Below are 14,785 nucleotides of genomic sequence, written 5' to 3' on the forward strand. Positions count from 1 at the left end.
ATAGTTACGAAGCGTGTTCTTTTTGCATCGCGGCACGCACTTCAAACACCGAGAAGCCGGGCCGCCAGCTCCGGCGGCAAACGGCGCGGACGTCCGGCCTTGCTGATGGCCGCCACCTGCACCCGCGCGGAAACGATCAGCCTGTCGCCGACCCGGATCTCCTGCGCGATGACCATGCGCGCGCCGGCGGCCTCCTCCGTCTTCGTCAGCACCGTCAGTACGTCGTCCATCAGGGCCGGCGCCTTGAAGTCGATTTCCATGCGCCCGACCACGAAGACCAGCCCCGCCTCGTCACCCGCAAGCTCGCCCTGCGCGACACCGAGGCAACGCAGATAGTCGGTGCGGCCGCGCTCAAGGAAATGCAGGTAACGCGCATGATAGACGCGACCGGAAAAATCCGTGTCCTCGTAATAGACACGCTGCGTCAGATGATGCCGGCCCTCGGCATCGATTTCGCCGGAAAGCGGAATGTGGTGATGGGTCATGGTGAACTCCGGTGTCTCAATTTTTCCTCGCCCCGCACGGCGGGGGGGGGGGGGGCGACGTCATGTCTTGCCCGCCGCGACAATGTCCAGATCGCCGTCATGCCACACAAGATGGCGCGGACTTTCCGGCAGATCCTCGATCTGCTCGGCCAGGAAATAGGGCGGCAGGTCGAGTGCCGTCAGCGCTGATTTGGTCGCCTCGACCCATCTGAATTCCAGCTCGCTCTTGCCGTCTGTGTTGCGATGGACGATGGCGGAGGGGTGAAAGGGAAAGCTGTCCGGGATCTCCATCAGGTAATAGAGCCCGTATTCGTGGAAATCCGCGCCTTCATAATGAAAGAAGTTCTCGACGGACCACAGCAGTCGATTGACGGTGGCGGTTACGCCCAGTTCCTCGTCCATTTCGCGCACCAGCGTCTGCTCCGACGTTTCGCCGATCTCCGCACGACCGCCCGGAATGGTCCAGAACGTTTCATGCGTGGCGCGGTGGACCAGCAGGTGGCCTTCGCGAAAGGCAAGGCCGGCAACGCGCATCTGGAAGACGCGGCCTTCCTTTTTCTGTTTGATGCGGATGAGCTTTCGACCGGCCATTCCCTTACCCCAGTTCGATCACGACGACTTCCGGCGGCTGCAGGAAGCGCGCCGGCAGGCCGGAACAGCCAAGACCTCCGGAAATGATGAGATCGCGCCCTTCCTCCACCACATGACCATAGACATAACGCGCCCCGTATTCGGATGGCACGATTGGACGCCAGCCGAAAAGATTGACCTGCCCGCCATGCGTATGGCCGGACAGCGTCAGTGACACCCGGTCGGGAACCACCGGGAAGATATCCGGTTCATGGGCAAGAACGATGACCGGTGCGTCATCGGTGACCTGGTCGAGCGTTTTCGACAGATCATCGAGCCCGGTAATGCCGTCATCGTCTAAATAGGCAAGCTGGTCTTCGACGCCCGCAATCCAGAGCCCCTGCCCGCCGGCATCGATGCGGATCGATTGATTGGAGAGGGCGGAAAAGCCAACTTTCCTCAGCTCCCGGTGCATCGCCGTTTCCTTGAGATGATACCGCTGCGCCTTCTTGTCCTGCCACCAGTCGTGATTGCCGCACACCGCATGGATACCGAGCGGCGCCTTCAGCCCCGCGAGCGCACCGGCAACCACATCGGCCGGAAGATGATCCGTCACCAGCGTCATGTGCGAGAGATAGTCGCCAAGCAGCAGGATCATATCGCCACCAAGGCTGTTGGCATATTCGCAAAGCCGCGCCACACGCGCCGGCGGCATCCATGGTTCGCAGGCATGGATATCGGCAAGCACGACGAGCTTCAGCCGGAAGCCTTCAGGCCAGTTTCTGGGCTTCAGCCGGTAGCGGGTCGTGTTCAGCCGCATCAGTGGTTCGACGCCGACGGCGTAGGAGCCGAGTGCCAGCATGCCCGTGGCCCCGAATCCCAACGCCTTCATGAAGGCGCGACGACCGATCATTCCTCATCGTCCAGAGAAAGACGGAACTGCGCGGCCTCCAGTTCCTTCGGAGCGGCAAGACCGAGATGCTTCCAGGCATTGGCGGTCAGCACCCGCCCGCGCGGCGTGCGCTGGATGAAACCCTGCTGGATCATGTAGGGTTCGATAATATCCTCGATGGCGTCGCGCGGTTCCGAAAGCCCCGCCGCAATCGTCTCGATGCCCACAGGCCCGCCGCCGAAATTCATGGCGATCATGGTGAGGTAACGCCGGTCGAGCTGGTCGAGACCCATGGCGTCGACATGCAGGCGGTTGAGCGCCTCGTCGGCGATCTGCCGCGTCACCGCCTCGGCCTTCGCCACCTCGGCAAAGTCACGCACCCGCCGCAGCAGGCGGCCGGCGATGCGCGGCGTGCCACGCGAACGGCGGGCGACTTCGCGGGCCCCCTCCTCCGTCATCGGCAGGCCCATCAGCCGCGCCCCGCGCCGCACGATGCCTTCCAGTTCCTCGACGGTATAGAAGCTCAGGCGCACCGGAATGCCGAAACGGTCGCGCAACGGCGTCGTCAGCAGCCCGAGACGCGTGGTGGCCGCCACCAGCGTGAACCTGGCGAGATCGATCTTCACCGAGCGCGCCGCCGGCCCCTCGCCAATGATGAGATCGAGCTGGTAATCCTCCATCGCCGGATAGAGGATTTCCTCCACGGCCGGATTGAGGCGATGGATTTCATCGATGAACAGCACGTCGCGTTCTTCGAGATTGGTAAGCAGCGCGGCGAGATCGCCCGCCTTGGCGATGACCGGGCCGGAGGTCGAGCGGAAGTTGACGCCGAGTTCCTTGGCCATGATCTGCGCCAGCGTCGTCTTGCCAAGGCCCGGCGGACCGACGAACAGCACATGGTCCAGCGCTTCGCCACGCCCCTTGGCCGCCTCGATGAAGACTTTCAGGTTGGCGCGCGCTTCCGCCTGGCCGGTAAACTCGTCCAGTGACTGCGGGCGCATCGCCGCATCGATATCCTCACCGCGTTTTTCCGAAGAAATCAGCCGGCTTTCCTCGCTCATGAACCCTCAGCAGTCTGGGTGTTGCCATTCGGCAAACACCCGGTATCGAAATCGAAACACGATGACCGTTCTAAATCGTTTCCCGGCCTTTGCCAGCGGATAACGGCTTTTTACGGACGCGAAAGTTCCTTGAGACCGAGGCGGATGAGCTTGGCGCTGTCGGCCCCCTCACCACCGTTCTTCAGCGCCGCCGCAACCGCATTGGCCGCCTGATCCCGCGAATAGCCGAGGTTGGTGAGCGCCGAAACCGCGTCAGCCACCGGCGCGGAGGCAACGCCTTCGCCGATCTCCTGCTTGAGCCCGATATTGGCAGAGGCCTCACCGGCAAAGGCGGGCGCCTTGTTCTTCAGTTCAGTCACGATGCGCGTCGCAACCTTCGGACCGACGCCCGGTGCGCGCGAGACGGAGGTCTTGTCCTGCAGCGCGATGGCATTGGCGAGTTCCGGGGGCGTCAGCGTCGAGAGAATGGCCAGCGCCACCTTGGCGCCGACACCCTGCACGCTTTGCAGAATGTTGAACCATTCCCGTTCCAGCGCCGAGAGGAAGCCGAACAGCTTCAACTGGTCCTCGCGCACATAGGTTTCGATGAACAGCACCGCCGCCTCACCCGGACTGCCGAGCTTGCCCAGCGTGCGCGACGAGCAATAGGCGACATAGCAGACGCCGTGTACGTCGATCAGCGCATAATCCTCGCCGATCTCGTCGATGGTTCCCTTGAGCTTGCCGATCATGCCGCTGTTCCCTAACCCGCGAGTTTTGCCATGCGCATGCGGGTGCCGCCACGATTATGGGCATGGCAGATGGCCAACGCCAGCGCATCCGCCGCATCCGCGCCGGTAAAGGTCGCCTTCGGCATCAGGATCTTCAGCATCATCTGGATCTGCTGCTTGTCACCGTGACCGACGCCGATCACTGCCTTCTTGACCGCATTCGGTGCATATTCCGCCACCGGCAGACCGGCACGGGCCGGCACCAGCATGGCAATGCCGCGCGCCTGGCCGAGTTTCAGCGTCGCCACCGCATCCTTGTTGACGAAGGTCTGTTCCACTGCCGCCTCATCGGGTCGGTACTGGTGAACCACATCCGCCAGACCGTCATGAAGCTGGCACAGGCGCGAGGCCAGATCCATGTCGCCATCCGACGTGACGGTGCCCGACGCAATGAAGCGCAGGCTGTTTCCCAGCGTCTCGATGACGCCCCAACCGGTCCGCCGAAGCCCCGGATCGATACCGATGATGCGAATCGTTTCCTGCATGTTTCACCCTAGCTGTGTGCCTTCATGGGTGCCACCGAAATGTGAACAAAACAAAAACAGCCCATTGGTTTTTGTCATTCGCTCTTTACCGGCAATTAAGATCATAAGCGTTCTCTAACAAACCGGGAGATGAACCTTCGGGCGGGCCCACACGCACGCCTTGTCTTAAACGCCCGCTATAACTGGAAGCCATCGCGCCATGAACCGCCATTCGCTTGCCTTCAAGGTTACTGCAATCTTTCTGTTCCTCAGTCTCTTTTCGGTCGCCGCCCTCAATGTCCTCGCCTATCTCTCCAGCCGCAGCGTCCTGCAGGAGCAGGCCTCGGCGAACATGCGCCAGGTGTTGATCTTCCGGGGCGACATGCTGAAGGAGCAGATGGCGCTGATGGCGCAGCAGGCCGGTTCGATCGCCCGCATGGAAACGCTTCAAAGCGCTGCGACCGGATTGCGCAGTGGCTGGAACACGCTTCAGAAGTCATCGGGCGACGCCCGTGCGGAACTGCGGCAGGTTTTCGTCACCGGCAATCCGATGAAGGACAGGGAAAAGCTGCTGAAACCGGAAGGGCCGAGCGGCTTCTATTATTCCACGCATGAGACGGTTCAGGCCGACGTCGCACGCTACCTCCAGGAAACCCCGTTCGATGACCTGCTGATTGCGTCACCGGATGGCACGGTCTTCTATTCCTACCGCAAGGATCAGGCTTTTGCGGAAAACCTCACGGCATCACCATGGGCAAGCGGCAGTCTTGCCGCCGCTTTCGAGCGCGCCAGGACGAGCGCCGCAACGCTGACCGAAGACAGCGAGGCAGCGGCCAGCTTCTCCGGCCTGATGACGGAAGCCGGTAATCCGGAAGCCGCACTGACCTTCGCCGTCCCGGTCGTTCGGCTCGGCGCCCTGAAGGCGATCATGCTCTTCCACGTCCGCAACAGTGCCGTGCTCTCCATTCTTGAAAAGGGACATGCTTCGGGTTCCAGCCTGGAGTCGACGCTGATTAATGGCGCAGGCCAGATTTTCGGTCGCGATGGTACTGGCCGCTTCGCCATGCTCGGCACGAGCGAGCCCCAGATGCTGACCAAGGTGCCGGATGCCTCCGGTCTGGATATCGCGGACGTGGATTCCGCGCGCGGCACTGAAATGCAACGCAGCTACCTTCGCACCGTCGCCTTCGAAGGCCAGCGCGCGACAATTTCCGAAAGCCTGCTCCTCAGCGAGATCGAGGCCGGTACGCGCCAGATCGCCACCGTGCTTCTCATCGCCGGCCTTGCTGTTCTGGCTGCCAGCGCCATCGCCACGCTCGTCAGCATGAACCGCATGCTGTCGCCGCTTGCCCGTCTCGCCAACGCCACCGGCGAGGTGGCCAAGGGCAATCTGGATCGCGACATCAGCGACCAGACCCGCAAGGATGAAACCGGCGTCATGGCCCGCGCGCTGGAAAGCTTCCGGCAGGCACTGGTGCAGCAGCGTCGCATGGAAACAGCCAATGCCGAAAACGAGGCCCGCGCCGCTGCCGAACGCCGTGAGCGTCTGGCCGAACGCGACGCCGAAGCCCGGAGCCTTCAGGCCGTGGTGCATGAACTCGACCGCGGCCTCGGCGAACTGGCAGAAGGCAACCTTTCCTACGAAATCCGCGCCCCCTTCCCGGCGGAGACGGAGGCGCTGCGTCTCAACTTCAATCGCGCCATCGCCCGCCTTAACGATACAATGACGGCCATCGGCGGCAATTCCGGCACGGTGCGCGAGGGTTCGGAGCGAATGCGCGAGGATGCCGACCGGCTGGCGGACCGCACCAGCCGCCAGGCCGCTGCCATCACCCAGACGGTCAGCTCCATCGAAACCATCAACCGCGCCATTGCCGAACAGATCGCCAAGGCCGAACAGGCCGGCCGTATCGCCGCCACCGCCCAGGCCGGCACACAGCAATCCGGCGAGGTCATGGCCCAGACCATCAGCGCCATCGAGGCCATTCAGTCCTCGTCCGCGCAGATCAACACCATCATCCACGTCATCGAGGAAATTGCCTTCCAGACCAATCTTCTGGCGCTGAATGCCGGCGTCGAGGCCGCCCGTGCCGGCGAGGCTGGCAAGGGCTTTGCGGTGGTGGCGCAGGAAGTGCGGGAACTCGCGCAGCGCTCATCGACGGCTGCCCGCGAGATCACGACACTTCTCAAGAAATCGACGCAGGACGTGACCCACGGCGTTGCACTGGTGGAAAAGGCCGGCAAGGCTCTGACCGAGATCGGTTCCCATGTGGAAAACATCAATGCCGAGATTGCATCGATCATGGCCTCCACCCGCGAGGAAGCGACCATGGTCGGCGAGATCAGCCATTCGATCGCCGATCTCGATCAGGTGACGCAGGAAAACGCGGCCATGGTCAGCGAAACGACACGGGCCATTCACCGCCTGGCTGGTGAAGCCGGCGAGATGGATCACCGCATCGGCCATTTCACGCTGACGGACGCGGACGCCGCGCCATCGGCTTTCCGGCGGGCCGGCTGAGACGGGGGGCTTCGCCCGGACACACCGGGCAAGGCCGAGACAAGTTTACTGTCGTAGCGGTCGACTGACGAATGAGCCGCAGCCCGACGGCAGGAGAATTCATGAAGGTCCTCGCTCCCATGCCTGTTGGCGTCCGGCCGCCGAACCTGTTCTTTTCGCAGGCACTGCCGCCGGAACAGGACTTCAGCGTCCTGATCGCCAATGTCAGCAATGGCTTTGAGGCACCGGGCGTCTCCTTCAGCGGCCCTGACGATCTGATCGTCAACGGACATGCCTTCAATGTGATTTCGGCCCGGAGCGGCCTCCTCAAGGAAACGGTCCTTCTTGCGGATCATCTCCCCCTGAAGGACTTCTTTGCGGGCGTGACCCAGACGCGGACGATGGAGGACGCCGGCAAGAGCATGCTGGTTGCCAGCAACATCTTCGCGCATAATTACTTTCACTGGACCACGCAGTGCATGGCCGCCATCCTGCTCTACAGGATCGCGATCAAACCTTCCGGCGGCGCCATTGCAACGGCGGGGCTGACGCCGACCATGCTTGAAATGCTGCAGCTTCATGGCGTCGAAATGGACGTGATGGAGATTGCTCCCCAGCAGATGGCGATCATCACCGGCGGCCACTGCTGCAACCTTCTGGGTGATGGCTTCACCCATTTCCCTCACCCGCAGATCGTGCGGCTGCTGCGCGAACCGCTCGGCCGCATCGCACCCAGCCGCACCTTCGGCCGCAAGCTCTACATTACCCGCAAGGATAGCGCCAAACGGCGGCTGATGAACGAAGATGCCGTCGAGCAGCGCCTGCTGGCGCGCGGCTTCGAGATCCTGCAACTGTCGGACCTGCGCCTGGCCGACCAGATGGCGGCTTTCCGCGATGCAGAGGTAATCGTCGCCCCCCATGGCGCGGGTCTGACCAATCTCATCTATTGCGACGTGGCCCGCGCACCGGCTCGTGTCATTGAACTGGCCCAGGGCAATTACGTCAATATGTGCTTCATCCGCATCGGCCAGCTTCTCGGACTGGACTATTCGTTCATCGTCAACCCTGCCGATCCGGTGACCGCCGTTCTGGCCAACGGCAATCCCGATGAAACCACCTGGCATGCCGACCTGCCATTGCTTGATCGCGTCCTCGACGAGCAGGGTGTGTGATGGCGAACAACAGGCTTTTGCCGGCCTATGGCTCGAAATCCCGAAGTCCCGTCCCCATGTTAACGGCCTGACAAACCAGGACGACGCTCATGATCCCCTTCTCCATCCTCGATCTCTCGCCCATCGGCGCTGGCGACACCGTCAGCGACGCGCTGGAAAACACCCGGCGCATGGCCATGCGGGCCGAGGAACAGGGCTATAACCGGTTCTGGCTGGCCGAACACCATGGCATGCCGGGCATTGCCTCCGCGGCGACATCGATCGTCATTGCCCATGCCGGGCAGGCCACGAAGCGTATCCGCATCGGTTCGGGCGGGATCATGCTGCCGAACCATTCGCCGCTCGTCATCGCCGAACAGTTCGGCACGCTGGCCGCCCTCTTCCCGGGTCGGGTCGATCTGGGCGTTGGCCGTGCACCCGGCACCGACATGGGCACGGCCCGCGCACTGCGCCGCAATCTCGAAGCGGGCGCGGAAAACTTTCCGAACGACATCGTGGAACTGATGCATTATTTCGGCGAACCGCGCGACGACCAGCGCATTCTCGCCGTGCCCGGCAAGGGCAGCCATGTACCGATCTGGGTGCTGGGATCGAGCCTCTACAGCGCCCATCTGGCGGCAGCGCTCGGCGTGCCCTATGCGTTTGCCTCGCATTTCGCCCCGGACTACCTGATGGATGCCATCGCCATCTACCGCGAACGCTTCCAGCCGTCGGGCGCACTGGAAAAGCCCTATGTCATGGTCGGCGTCATGGGCGTCGCCGCCGATACGGACGAGGAGGCACAATACCTCTTCACCAGTTCCAGGCAGCAGTTCATCAACCTGCGCCGCAACGTGCGCACCGAATTCCCAAGGCCGGTGAAAAGCATGGACGGTCTGTGGACCGATCTGGAACGCCACAATGTGGAACACACGCTGCGCTTCGCCGCTGTCGGCGCGCCGGAAACCATCGAGTCGCAACTGACGGTTTTCCTGAACGAAACCGGCGCCGACGAACTGATCGTCTCCATGCCGATCCACAGTATCGACGCCCGCCTCCACTCCGTCGACCTCTTCGCCGGCCTGACGGGCCTGATGCGAAAGGTCGCCTGAAGCGACAATCTGCCGGCCCCGGAGAACTTGCCGCTGACCCGCGACCTTCAGAGAGGACAGACCATGACCGCCCCCGGATTAATGGCGTTCGATGTGGACGGGACCTTGTTGCGTGGCGAAAACACTTGCGAATGCATAGCACGCAACATTGGACGTTCATCGGAAATGGCAGCGTTCGAGCGGCTCCGGGCCCGCGAAGACATAGCGGATGGACGACACGCCATGCTCGAATGGTGTCGTCCCTATAGTCAGGCAACGCTCATCGAGTATCTTAGGGACCTTCGCCTTGCACCGGGTGTCAGAAGCGGCTTTGCCCGTCTGAAGTCTCAAGGCGTCAAGATCGCTCTGGTCTCCATTACATGGCAATTTGCCGTGGAATGGCTGGCCGCCGATCTCGGTGCGGATTACGCGGTTGGCACAGGATGGTCGCCAGAAAACGGCATTGCCCGTTTCTGATCCGAAGACAAGGCGACATGGCTGCAAACGCTTCTGGAGACGCTCGAGATTGATCAGCGTGGTTTGGTGGCTGCGGGAGATTCGTACGGTGACATACCCATGTTGAAATTTGCCGGTCGGGGATACTTCGTCGGCACCGATTTGCCGCAGGACCTTCAGCATGTTCACCATTGGCCCGATGCCGACATCTCGGCCATTGTTGAAGACATTCTTCAGTCACCCGCCTGAAACGACAAAGCCCGACGCAAGCGCCGGGCTTTGATGCGATCACAAGAGAGGATCAGGCCGAAAGCTTGGCCATGACTTCGTCGGACACCTCGAAATTCGAATAGACGTTCTGCACATCGTCATCGTCTTCCAGATTGTCGATCAGCTTCATCAGCGACTGGGCCTTTTCCTCGTCCACCGGAATGGTGTTCTGCGGCTTCCAGACGGCCTTGACGGTTTCGGCTTCGCCGAGCGTGGCTTCGAGCGCCTTGGAAACCTCACCGATATCCTCGAAACCGCAATAGATGGTGTGCCCTTCCTCGTCGGTCTCGACGTCTTCGGCGCCGGCCTCGATGGCGGCTTCCATCACCTTGTCGGCATCGCCGACGGCAAGCTTGTAGGTGATTTCGCCGACGCGATCGAAGGAGAAGGACACCGAACCGGTTTCGCCGAGCGCACCGCCAGCCTTGGTGAAGATCGAACGGACGTTGGAGGCGGTGCGGTTGCGGTTGTCGGTCAGCGCCTCAACGATGACGGCAACGCCGCCGGGGCCGTAGCCTTCGTAGCGCACTTCATCGTAGTTCTCGCCATCATTGCCGGCGGCCTTCTTGATGGCGCGTTCAATGTTGTCCTTCGGCATGGACTGGGCCTTGGCGTTCTGGATGGCCAGACGCAGGCGCGGGTTCATGTTCGGATCGGGCATGCCCGTCTTGGCGGCGACGGTGATTTCGCGCGCGAGCTTGGAAAACATCTTGGATCGCACGGAGTCCTGCTTGCCCTTGCGATGCATGATGTTTTTGAACTGTGAATGGCCAGCCATGACACCCCTTGACGTCAAATTTTACGGATTGGGGGCCTTATAAGAGCGAAAGCGCCCGCGTTCAAGGGCAAGGCCGCTTTTTGCTCACATGCCGCTGAGCACGAGGATGGACGGTTTTTTCGGCAGTGTGCGCATCGAAACCGTCACGCTGTCGCTCATGGAAAAGGACACGTCGAACTTGCCGTCGAACATTTCGATGAAGCGGTCGCGTGGATTGCCAGGCCGGTGCATGGGCAGGATAAGCGAGGAGCGCAACCGCTTCACCACCCGGCTCATGCTGTCTGCCCCCATCGTCAGCCCGCCATCGACGGGCACCATCAGCACGTCGAGACGGCCGATCTCTGCATAATGCGTGTCCGTGAGTTCGTGATGGAGATGGCCGAGATGGCCGATGCAGAGGCCGGCCATCTCATAGATGAAGATCGAATTCTGGTCGGGCTCCATCGTATCCGCCCCGTCATCGGCGCCCCATCCCCGGAAGGTGCGCATGTCCGTCGTGACGTTCCGGATATAGGTGTCGCCCACCACCAGATCATGGTCGGCCTTGGTGCCGGGCTCATCGCCCCAGCCATGCAGCACATGGGCAATCGCCGGATCGGGGGTCAGGGTGAAATGCGAGGCGTGCGCCCGGTTCATGGTGGCAACCATCGGCGCCGGGGAAATCGGAAACCAGCCATTATAGTCAGTGGCGATCCGCACGCCCTCCGGGCTTTGGAGAAGAAAGGTCGAATGGCCGATGAAGGTGATCGTCACCTCGTCTTTGGCTGCAACGCCGGCAACGAAACTGATATCCTTGGGACTGAAGCTGGCGAAGGTGACGCCGGGCAAGCGGCTCGCAATGGCCTGGCACTGGCTGACAGGTGCCCGGGCGGCTTGCGCACGAACATCCACCGCGAAAGACAACAGGGCAGTAACGACTACGGCAAGCATCCTGAACATGGCAAGGCTCGCATCCGGTCTTCGATCTGAAGCGTAAGGATGCGGCAGCGGTCGCGGGGCGTAAAGCCGTTTACCGGCCCCGCCCCCTCACATTCGCGTCATCGTGAAAAGTTCAGACGCCGCCGGTGCGTTCCAGAAGGCGAAGCTGAGCTAGCACCTCGTTCGAGGCCACCTCGACGCAGGCCAGTTCGTGCAGCGCGCCGGCAATATCGCCCTTGTTATAGAGGCGCACCGCATCGATACCGTGCTGATGAACGCGGCAATGGGGGTCGTCCAGCGCAATGAAGGCCGGTTTCTGCCCAGCAGGTGTGCCGCGCATGGATTGATACCACTTACCGAGACGGCAGTTGCGGTGATCGGCCAGTTCCTCGACCCGCAGTCCCTCACGCCCGATCATCATGTCGGCCAGACGCTTCTTCCAGATGACGTGGTCGGATTGCGCCAGCTTGATGATCTTGCCGGGCAGGTTACAGCCTGCCAGTTGCTGAAGCTGCGTGTTCAAGGAGGATTGGGCCATATCCATGGCGCCGATCACCCGTTCGAGATCGCGCGTCGACCTTGCGGAATTGCCGGCAACGGTCGCGATCCCCGCAGCAACGCTCTGGGCACTGGCGCGTTGCTGCTCCAGTGCAACGGCGATCTGGTCGACATTGCCCACGGCCTCATCGATCATTACGGCTGCCGAAGCCAATGTGGACTGAAGCATTTCAACCGCCTGCGTTCCCTCCGTGACACTGGCGCGGCTCTGGTTCATCGAAGAGACCATCGCCCCAAGGCCACTGTGCAGCTTGCCGATGATGTCGCCGATTTCCACCGTTGCAGCCGCCGTGCGATCGGACAGGGATTTCACCTCCGAGGCGACAACGGCAAAGCCACGCCCCGCATCACCGGCGCGGGCAGCTTCCACCGCCGCGTTGATGGCCAGCATGTTGGTCTGAGAGGCAATCTTCTTGATGCCTGTGGCGATGCCGGAAATACGGTTGGAGAGTTCCTGAATGGAGCCGATGCGCTCGTTCGTGTCGGTCACGGCCGCATTGATGGTCCGCATCCGTTCACCGGTTTCGCTGAGTGCCGCCTTGCTGCTGCCGCAGGCCTTTTCGGCGGCCCTCGCCTTGCGGGCCACCTCCTGCCCGCGGTCGGCAATCTCGCGCACCGTCACCACCATCTCGTCGGCAGCGGTCGCAATCGCCTGCGCCTCCTCATCCACCTGCCGGAAATTGTAAAGCAGATTGGCCGACATGACCGCTGTTTCGTTGACCCCGACGGATACAGCAACGACATCCGTCAGCGATGCGGCGGTCTGCCGCTGCACTTTTTCGATAAGCCGTGCGACCGCGCACGACAAAGGGTCCGTGCCGGCGGGAATGCGCATGTAGTCGCCTTCAATCGCGGCCTCGATACAAGACAGGAGATCGTCCGCAACCGGTTCGCTCCCCTCAAACAACTGCTCCGCCGCCGATGCCACTGCGTTTCCTCCCGCAACCTGTAGATACAAACAATTTTGTCTGGACCAATTGATATTGCACTAAGGTTGACAGAAGCTTGCGCCAGGCAATATTTCCCCCATAAATTTAGGGGTGCTAAAAAACGGGTCAGCCCCAGAAATCGGGCAGCGTTTCCGCAAGACGCGGGCCGATGCGCAACGGCGCCACCTTTTCAGCAAGCCCCGTGCGGTCCGAAATCTCAACGCCGACGCCGCAGATCGTGGCGGGACCGTGGGCGGCCTCGAAGCGACCCTTCGGCATCTTGGAAATGAAGCGGTTCAGCGGCTCTTCCTTGTCCATGCCGAGCGAGGAATCGTAGTCACCGCACATGCCGGCATCCGACATATAGGCCGTGCCGCCGTTGAGGATCTGGTGATCCGCCGTCGGCACATGGGTATGGGTGCCGACCACGAGGCTGGCTCGACCATCGACGAAATGGGCGAAGCATTGCTTTTCGCTGGTGGCCTCGGCGTGGAAATCGAACACCACGGCATCGGCGGCCTCGCCCAGCGGACAGGCGTCAAGGATCGCTTCCGCCGACTTGAAGGGGTCGTCCAGTTCCGGGTGCATGAAGACGCGGCCCATGACGTTGGCCACGAGAATACGGGCGCCATTGCGGGCGAAGAACACGCCGGAACCCTTGCCAGGCGTGCCGGCGGGATAGTTGGCGGGACGCAGGAACTGGTCATGACGGGTGGAGAACACCACCGCTTCCTTCTGGTCCCAGACATGGTTGCCGGTCGTCACGACATCGGCGCCTGCATTGATCGTCTCGAGGAAGATGTCCTCGGTAATGCCGAAGCCGCCGGCAGCGTTCTCACCGTTGACGATCACGAAATCGAGTTTCAGGTCGGAGATCAATCCCGGCAATCTGTTCCAGACCGCCACTCGGCCCGTCTTGCCAACCATATCGCCCAGAAACAGCAACCGCATGATGCCACAGCCCCCTTCATTCCAATCCGGAAAAGCCGCGCTCCGCTGCCACAGCGGTCATCCAAATGTCATACGGCTTGCGGGACTTCTGCCACTTCCGGGCGGGAAAAGGCAATGCCACCGAGCATGGATTCCCGCCTTTTTACCCGCGACGGGCGAAAAAGACACGCCCTGCCGCCCCGCGCACCACGCAAGCCTGCTCCGAAATCGGTCACGATCACCAGAATACCCCGGAAAACAAGGATTCTGACACCCTTTCCATACCAGCCGTTAATCCTGGCATTCGATCGTGACCCCGTATTTCGAACGGAGACGGCCGATGCGGTTCCTTCGGCGGCGGTCAGTTCGGATCGGGAAGAATTCTGAGGCCGGTTTCGGTCAGGATAGCCGCCATCGGCACATCATGCGGATCCTCGGGCACTGCCGCCACTTCCTGACAGGCGAAAGCCACACCGATGAGACGAGGCGAAAGGCCACGCTTTCGCATCCTGTCGATGGCGCGGTCATAGTGCCCGGCCCCGTAACCGATGCGGTTGCCCCGCCCGTCAAAAACGGACAGTGGCAGGAGGATGATGTCGGGATCGACAAGCGGCGCATCGGGCCTCGGTCCCATCGTGCCCCAACCGGCATCGACAAGCGGCTCGGCGGGATCATAAGCACGAAAGACGATGGTTTCCCGATCGAGAACGGCAGGCAGGCAAAGCCGCGCGCCCTTTTCAGACAGCATCGCCATCAGCGGCATGATGTCCGCCTCCGAGCGGATCGGATAATAGCCGGAGATGATGGCACCCGGCGGCACGTCGAGCCCGGCCAGCCCGTGACGCTGGATCGCCGTGCTTTTCTCCGCCCGCTCCGTGATGGAAAGATCGTCCCGGATGGCAAGTCGCGCCGCACGCAAACCGGCCTTGGTGTCTCCAGACATGACAAATCCCTCCCCGCAA

The 14,785-nt window shown here is 61.9% G+C and carries 15 protein-coding genes and 1 pseudogene; 5 read left to right on the top strand and 11 right to left on the bottom strand.

What is annotated here, in order from left to right; all coding sequences use genetic code 11:
• Positions 1-41 precede the first annotated feature (41 nt).
• The 6 genes from ybgC to ruvC form a co-directional block, all read right to left on the bottom strand.
• Positions 42-485, bottom strand: a complete 444-nt coding sequence (gene ybgC / locus GGQ66_RS02730) for a tol-pal system-associated acyl-CoA thioesterase (RefSeq protein ID WP_183789157.1) — start codon at positions 483-485, stop codon at positions 42-44.
• 60 nt (positions 486-545) lie between these two features.
• Positions 546-1,076, bottom strand: a complete 531-nt coding sequence (locus tag GGQ66_RS02735) for an NUDIX hydrolase (protein WP_183789159.1) — start codon at positions 1,074-1,076, stop codon at positions 546-548.
• A 4-nt stretch (positions 1,077-1,080) separates the two neighbouring features.
• The gene (locus tag GGQ66_RS02740; protein ID WP_183789161.1) at positions 1,081-1,968 is read right to left on the bottom strand and encodes a metallophosphoesterase; all 888 of its coding nucleotides are present in this window, start codon (positions 1,966-1,968) and stop codon (positions 1,081-1,083) included.
• The gene (gene ruvB, locus GGQ66_RS02745) at positions 1,965-3,008 is read right to left on the bottom strand and encodes a Holliday junction branch migration DNA helicase RuvB (RefSeq protein WP_183789163.1); all 1,044 of its coding nucleotides are present in this window, start codon (positions 3,006-3,008) and stop codon (positions 1,965-1,967) included. The genes GGQ66_RS02740 and ruvB overlap by 4 nt, the downstream gene beginning before the upstream one ends.
• A 110-nt stretch (positions 3,009-3,118) precedes the next feature.
• The gene (gene ruvA, locus GGQ66_RS02750; protein WP_183789165.1) at positions 3,119-3,739 is read right to left on the bottom strand and encodes a Holliday junction branch migration protein RuvA; all 621 of its coding nucleotides are present in this window, start codon (positions 3,737-3,739) and stop codon (positions 3,119-3,121) included.
• Positions 3,740-3,750: 11 nt separating this feature from the next.
• Complete coding sequence (ruvC, locus tag GGQ66_RS02755) at positions 3,751-4,263, bottom strand: crossover junction endodeoxyribonuclease RuvC (protein WP_183789167.1); 513 nt, start codon at positions 4,261-4,263, stop codon at positions 3,751-3,753.
• Between the two features lie 199 nt (positions 4,264-4,462).
• Between ruvC and GGQ66_RS02760 the strand changes: the two genes are divergently transcribed.
• From GGQ66_RS02760 to GGQ66_RS23240, 5 genes and pseudogenes are all read left to right on the top strand, one after another.
• Positions 4,463-6,763 carry a methyl-accepting chemotaxis protein gene (locus GGQ66_RS02760; protein WP_183789169.1) on the top strand — a complete coding sequence of 767 codons (2,301 nt, stop codon included), beginning with the start codon at positions 4,463-4,465 and terminating at the stop codon, positions 6,761-6,763.
• Between the two features lie 101 nt (positions 6,764-6,864).
• Positions 6,865-7,914, top strand: coding sequence for a glycosyltransferase family 61 protein (locus GGQ66_RS02765; protein ID WP_183789172.1), 1,050 nt, complete (start codon positions 6,865-6,867; stop codon positions 7,912-7,914).
• Positions 7,915-8,003: 89 nt separating this feature from the next.
• Positions 8,004-9,005, top strand: coding sequence for an LLM class flavin-dependent oxidoreductase (locus GGQ66_RS02770; protein ID WP_183789174.1), 1,002 nt, complete (start codon positions 8,004-8,006; stop codon positions 9,003-9,005).
• A gap of 81 nt (positions 9,006-9,086) precedes the next feature.
• Positions 9,087-9,461, top strand: a complete 375-nt coding sequence (locus GGQ66_RS02775; protein WP_237358781.1) for a haloacid dehalogenase-like hydrolase — start codon at positions 9,087-9,089, stop codon at positions 9,459-9,461.
• A gap of 18 nt (positions 9,462-9,479) precedes the next feature.
• Positions 9,480-9,689, top strand: a pseudogene (locus GGQ66_RS23240) (HAD hydrolase family protein); the annotation flags it as partial.
• A gap of 52 nt (positions 9,690-9,741) precedes the next feature.
• On the opposite strand, the gene GGQ66_RS02785 reads toward GGQ66_RS23240, so the two are convergent.
• From GGQ66_RS02785 to GGQ66_RS02805, 5 genes are all read right to left on the bottom strand, one after another.
• Positions 9,742-10,488: a YebC/PmpR family DNA-binding transcriptional regulator gene (locus GGQ66_RS02785; protein ID WP_183789178.1), complete on the bottom strand. Its 747-nt coding sequence runs from the start codon at positions 10,486-10,488 to the stop codon at positions 9,742-9,744.
• An 84-nt stretch (positions 10,489-10,572) separates the two neighbouring features.
• On the bottom strand, positions 10,573-11,427 hold the full coding sequence (locus GGQ66_RS02790; protein WP_183789180.1) for an MBL fold metallo-hydrolase: 855 nt from the start codon (positions 11,425-11,427) through the stop codon (positions 10,573-10,575).
• Positions 11,428-11,539: 112 nt separating this feature from the next.
• Complete coding sequence (locus tag GGQ66_RS02795; protein WP_183789182.1) at positions 11,540-12,892, bottom strand: methyl-accepting chemotaxis protein; 1,353 nt, start codon at positions 12,890-12,892, stop codon at positions 11,540-11,542.
• 127 nt (positions 12,893-13,019) lie between these two features.
• The gene (locus tag GGQ66_RS02800; RefSeq protein ID WP_183789184.1) at positions 13,020-13,844 is read right to left on the bottom strand and encodes a TIGR00282 family metallophosphoesterase; all 825 of its coding nucleotides are present in this window, start codon (positions 13,842-13,844) and stop codon (positions 13,020-13,022) included.
• 340 nt (positions 13,845-14,184) lie between these two features.
• Positions 14,185-14,766, bottom strand: a complete 582-nt coding sequence (locus tag GGQ66_RS02805) for a 5-formyltetrahydrofolate cyclo-ligase (protein WP_183789187.1) — start codon at positions 14,764-14,766, stop codon at positions 14,185-14,187.
• Positions 14,767-14,785 lie beyond the last annotated feature (19 nt).

It is taken from the genome of Allorhizobium borbori (assembly GCF_014196535.1).
GTDB classification, from domain to species: Bacteria; Pseudomonadota; Alphaproteobacteria; order Rhizobiales; family Rhizobiaceae; genus Ectorhizobium; species Ectorhizobium borbori.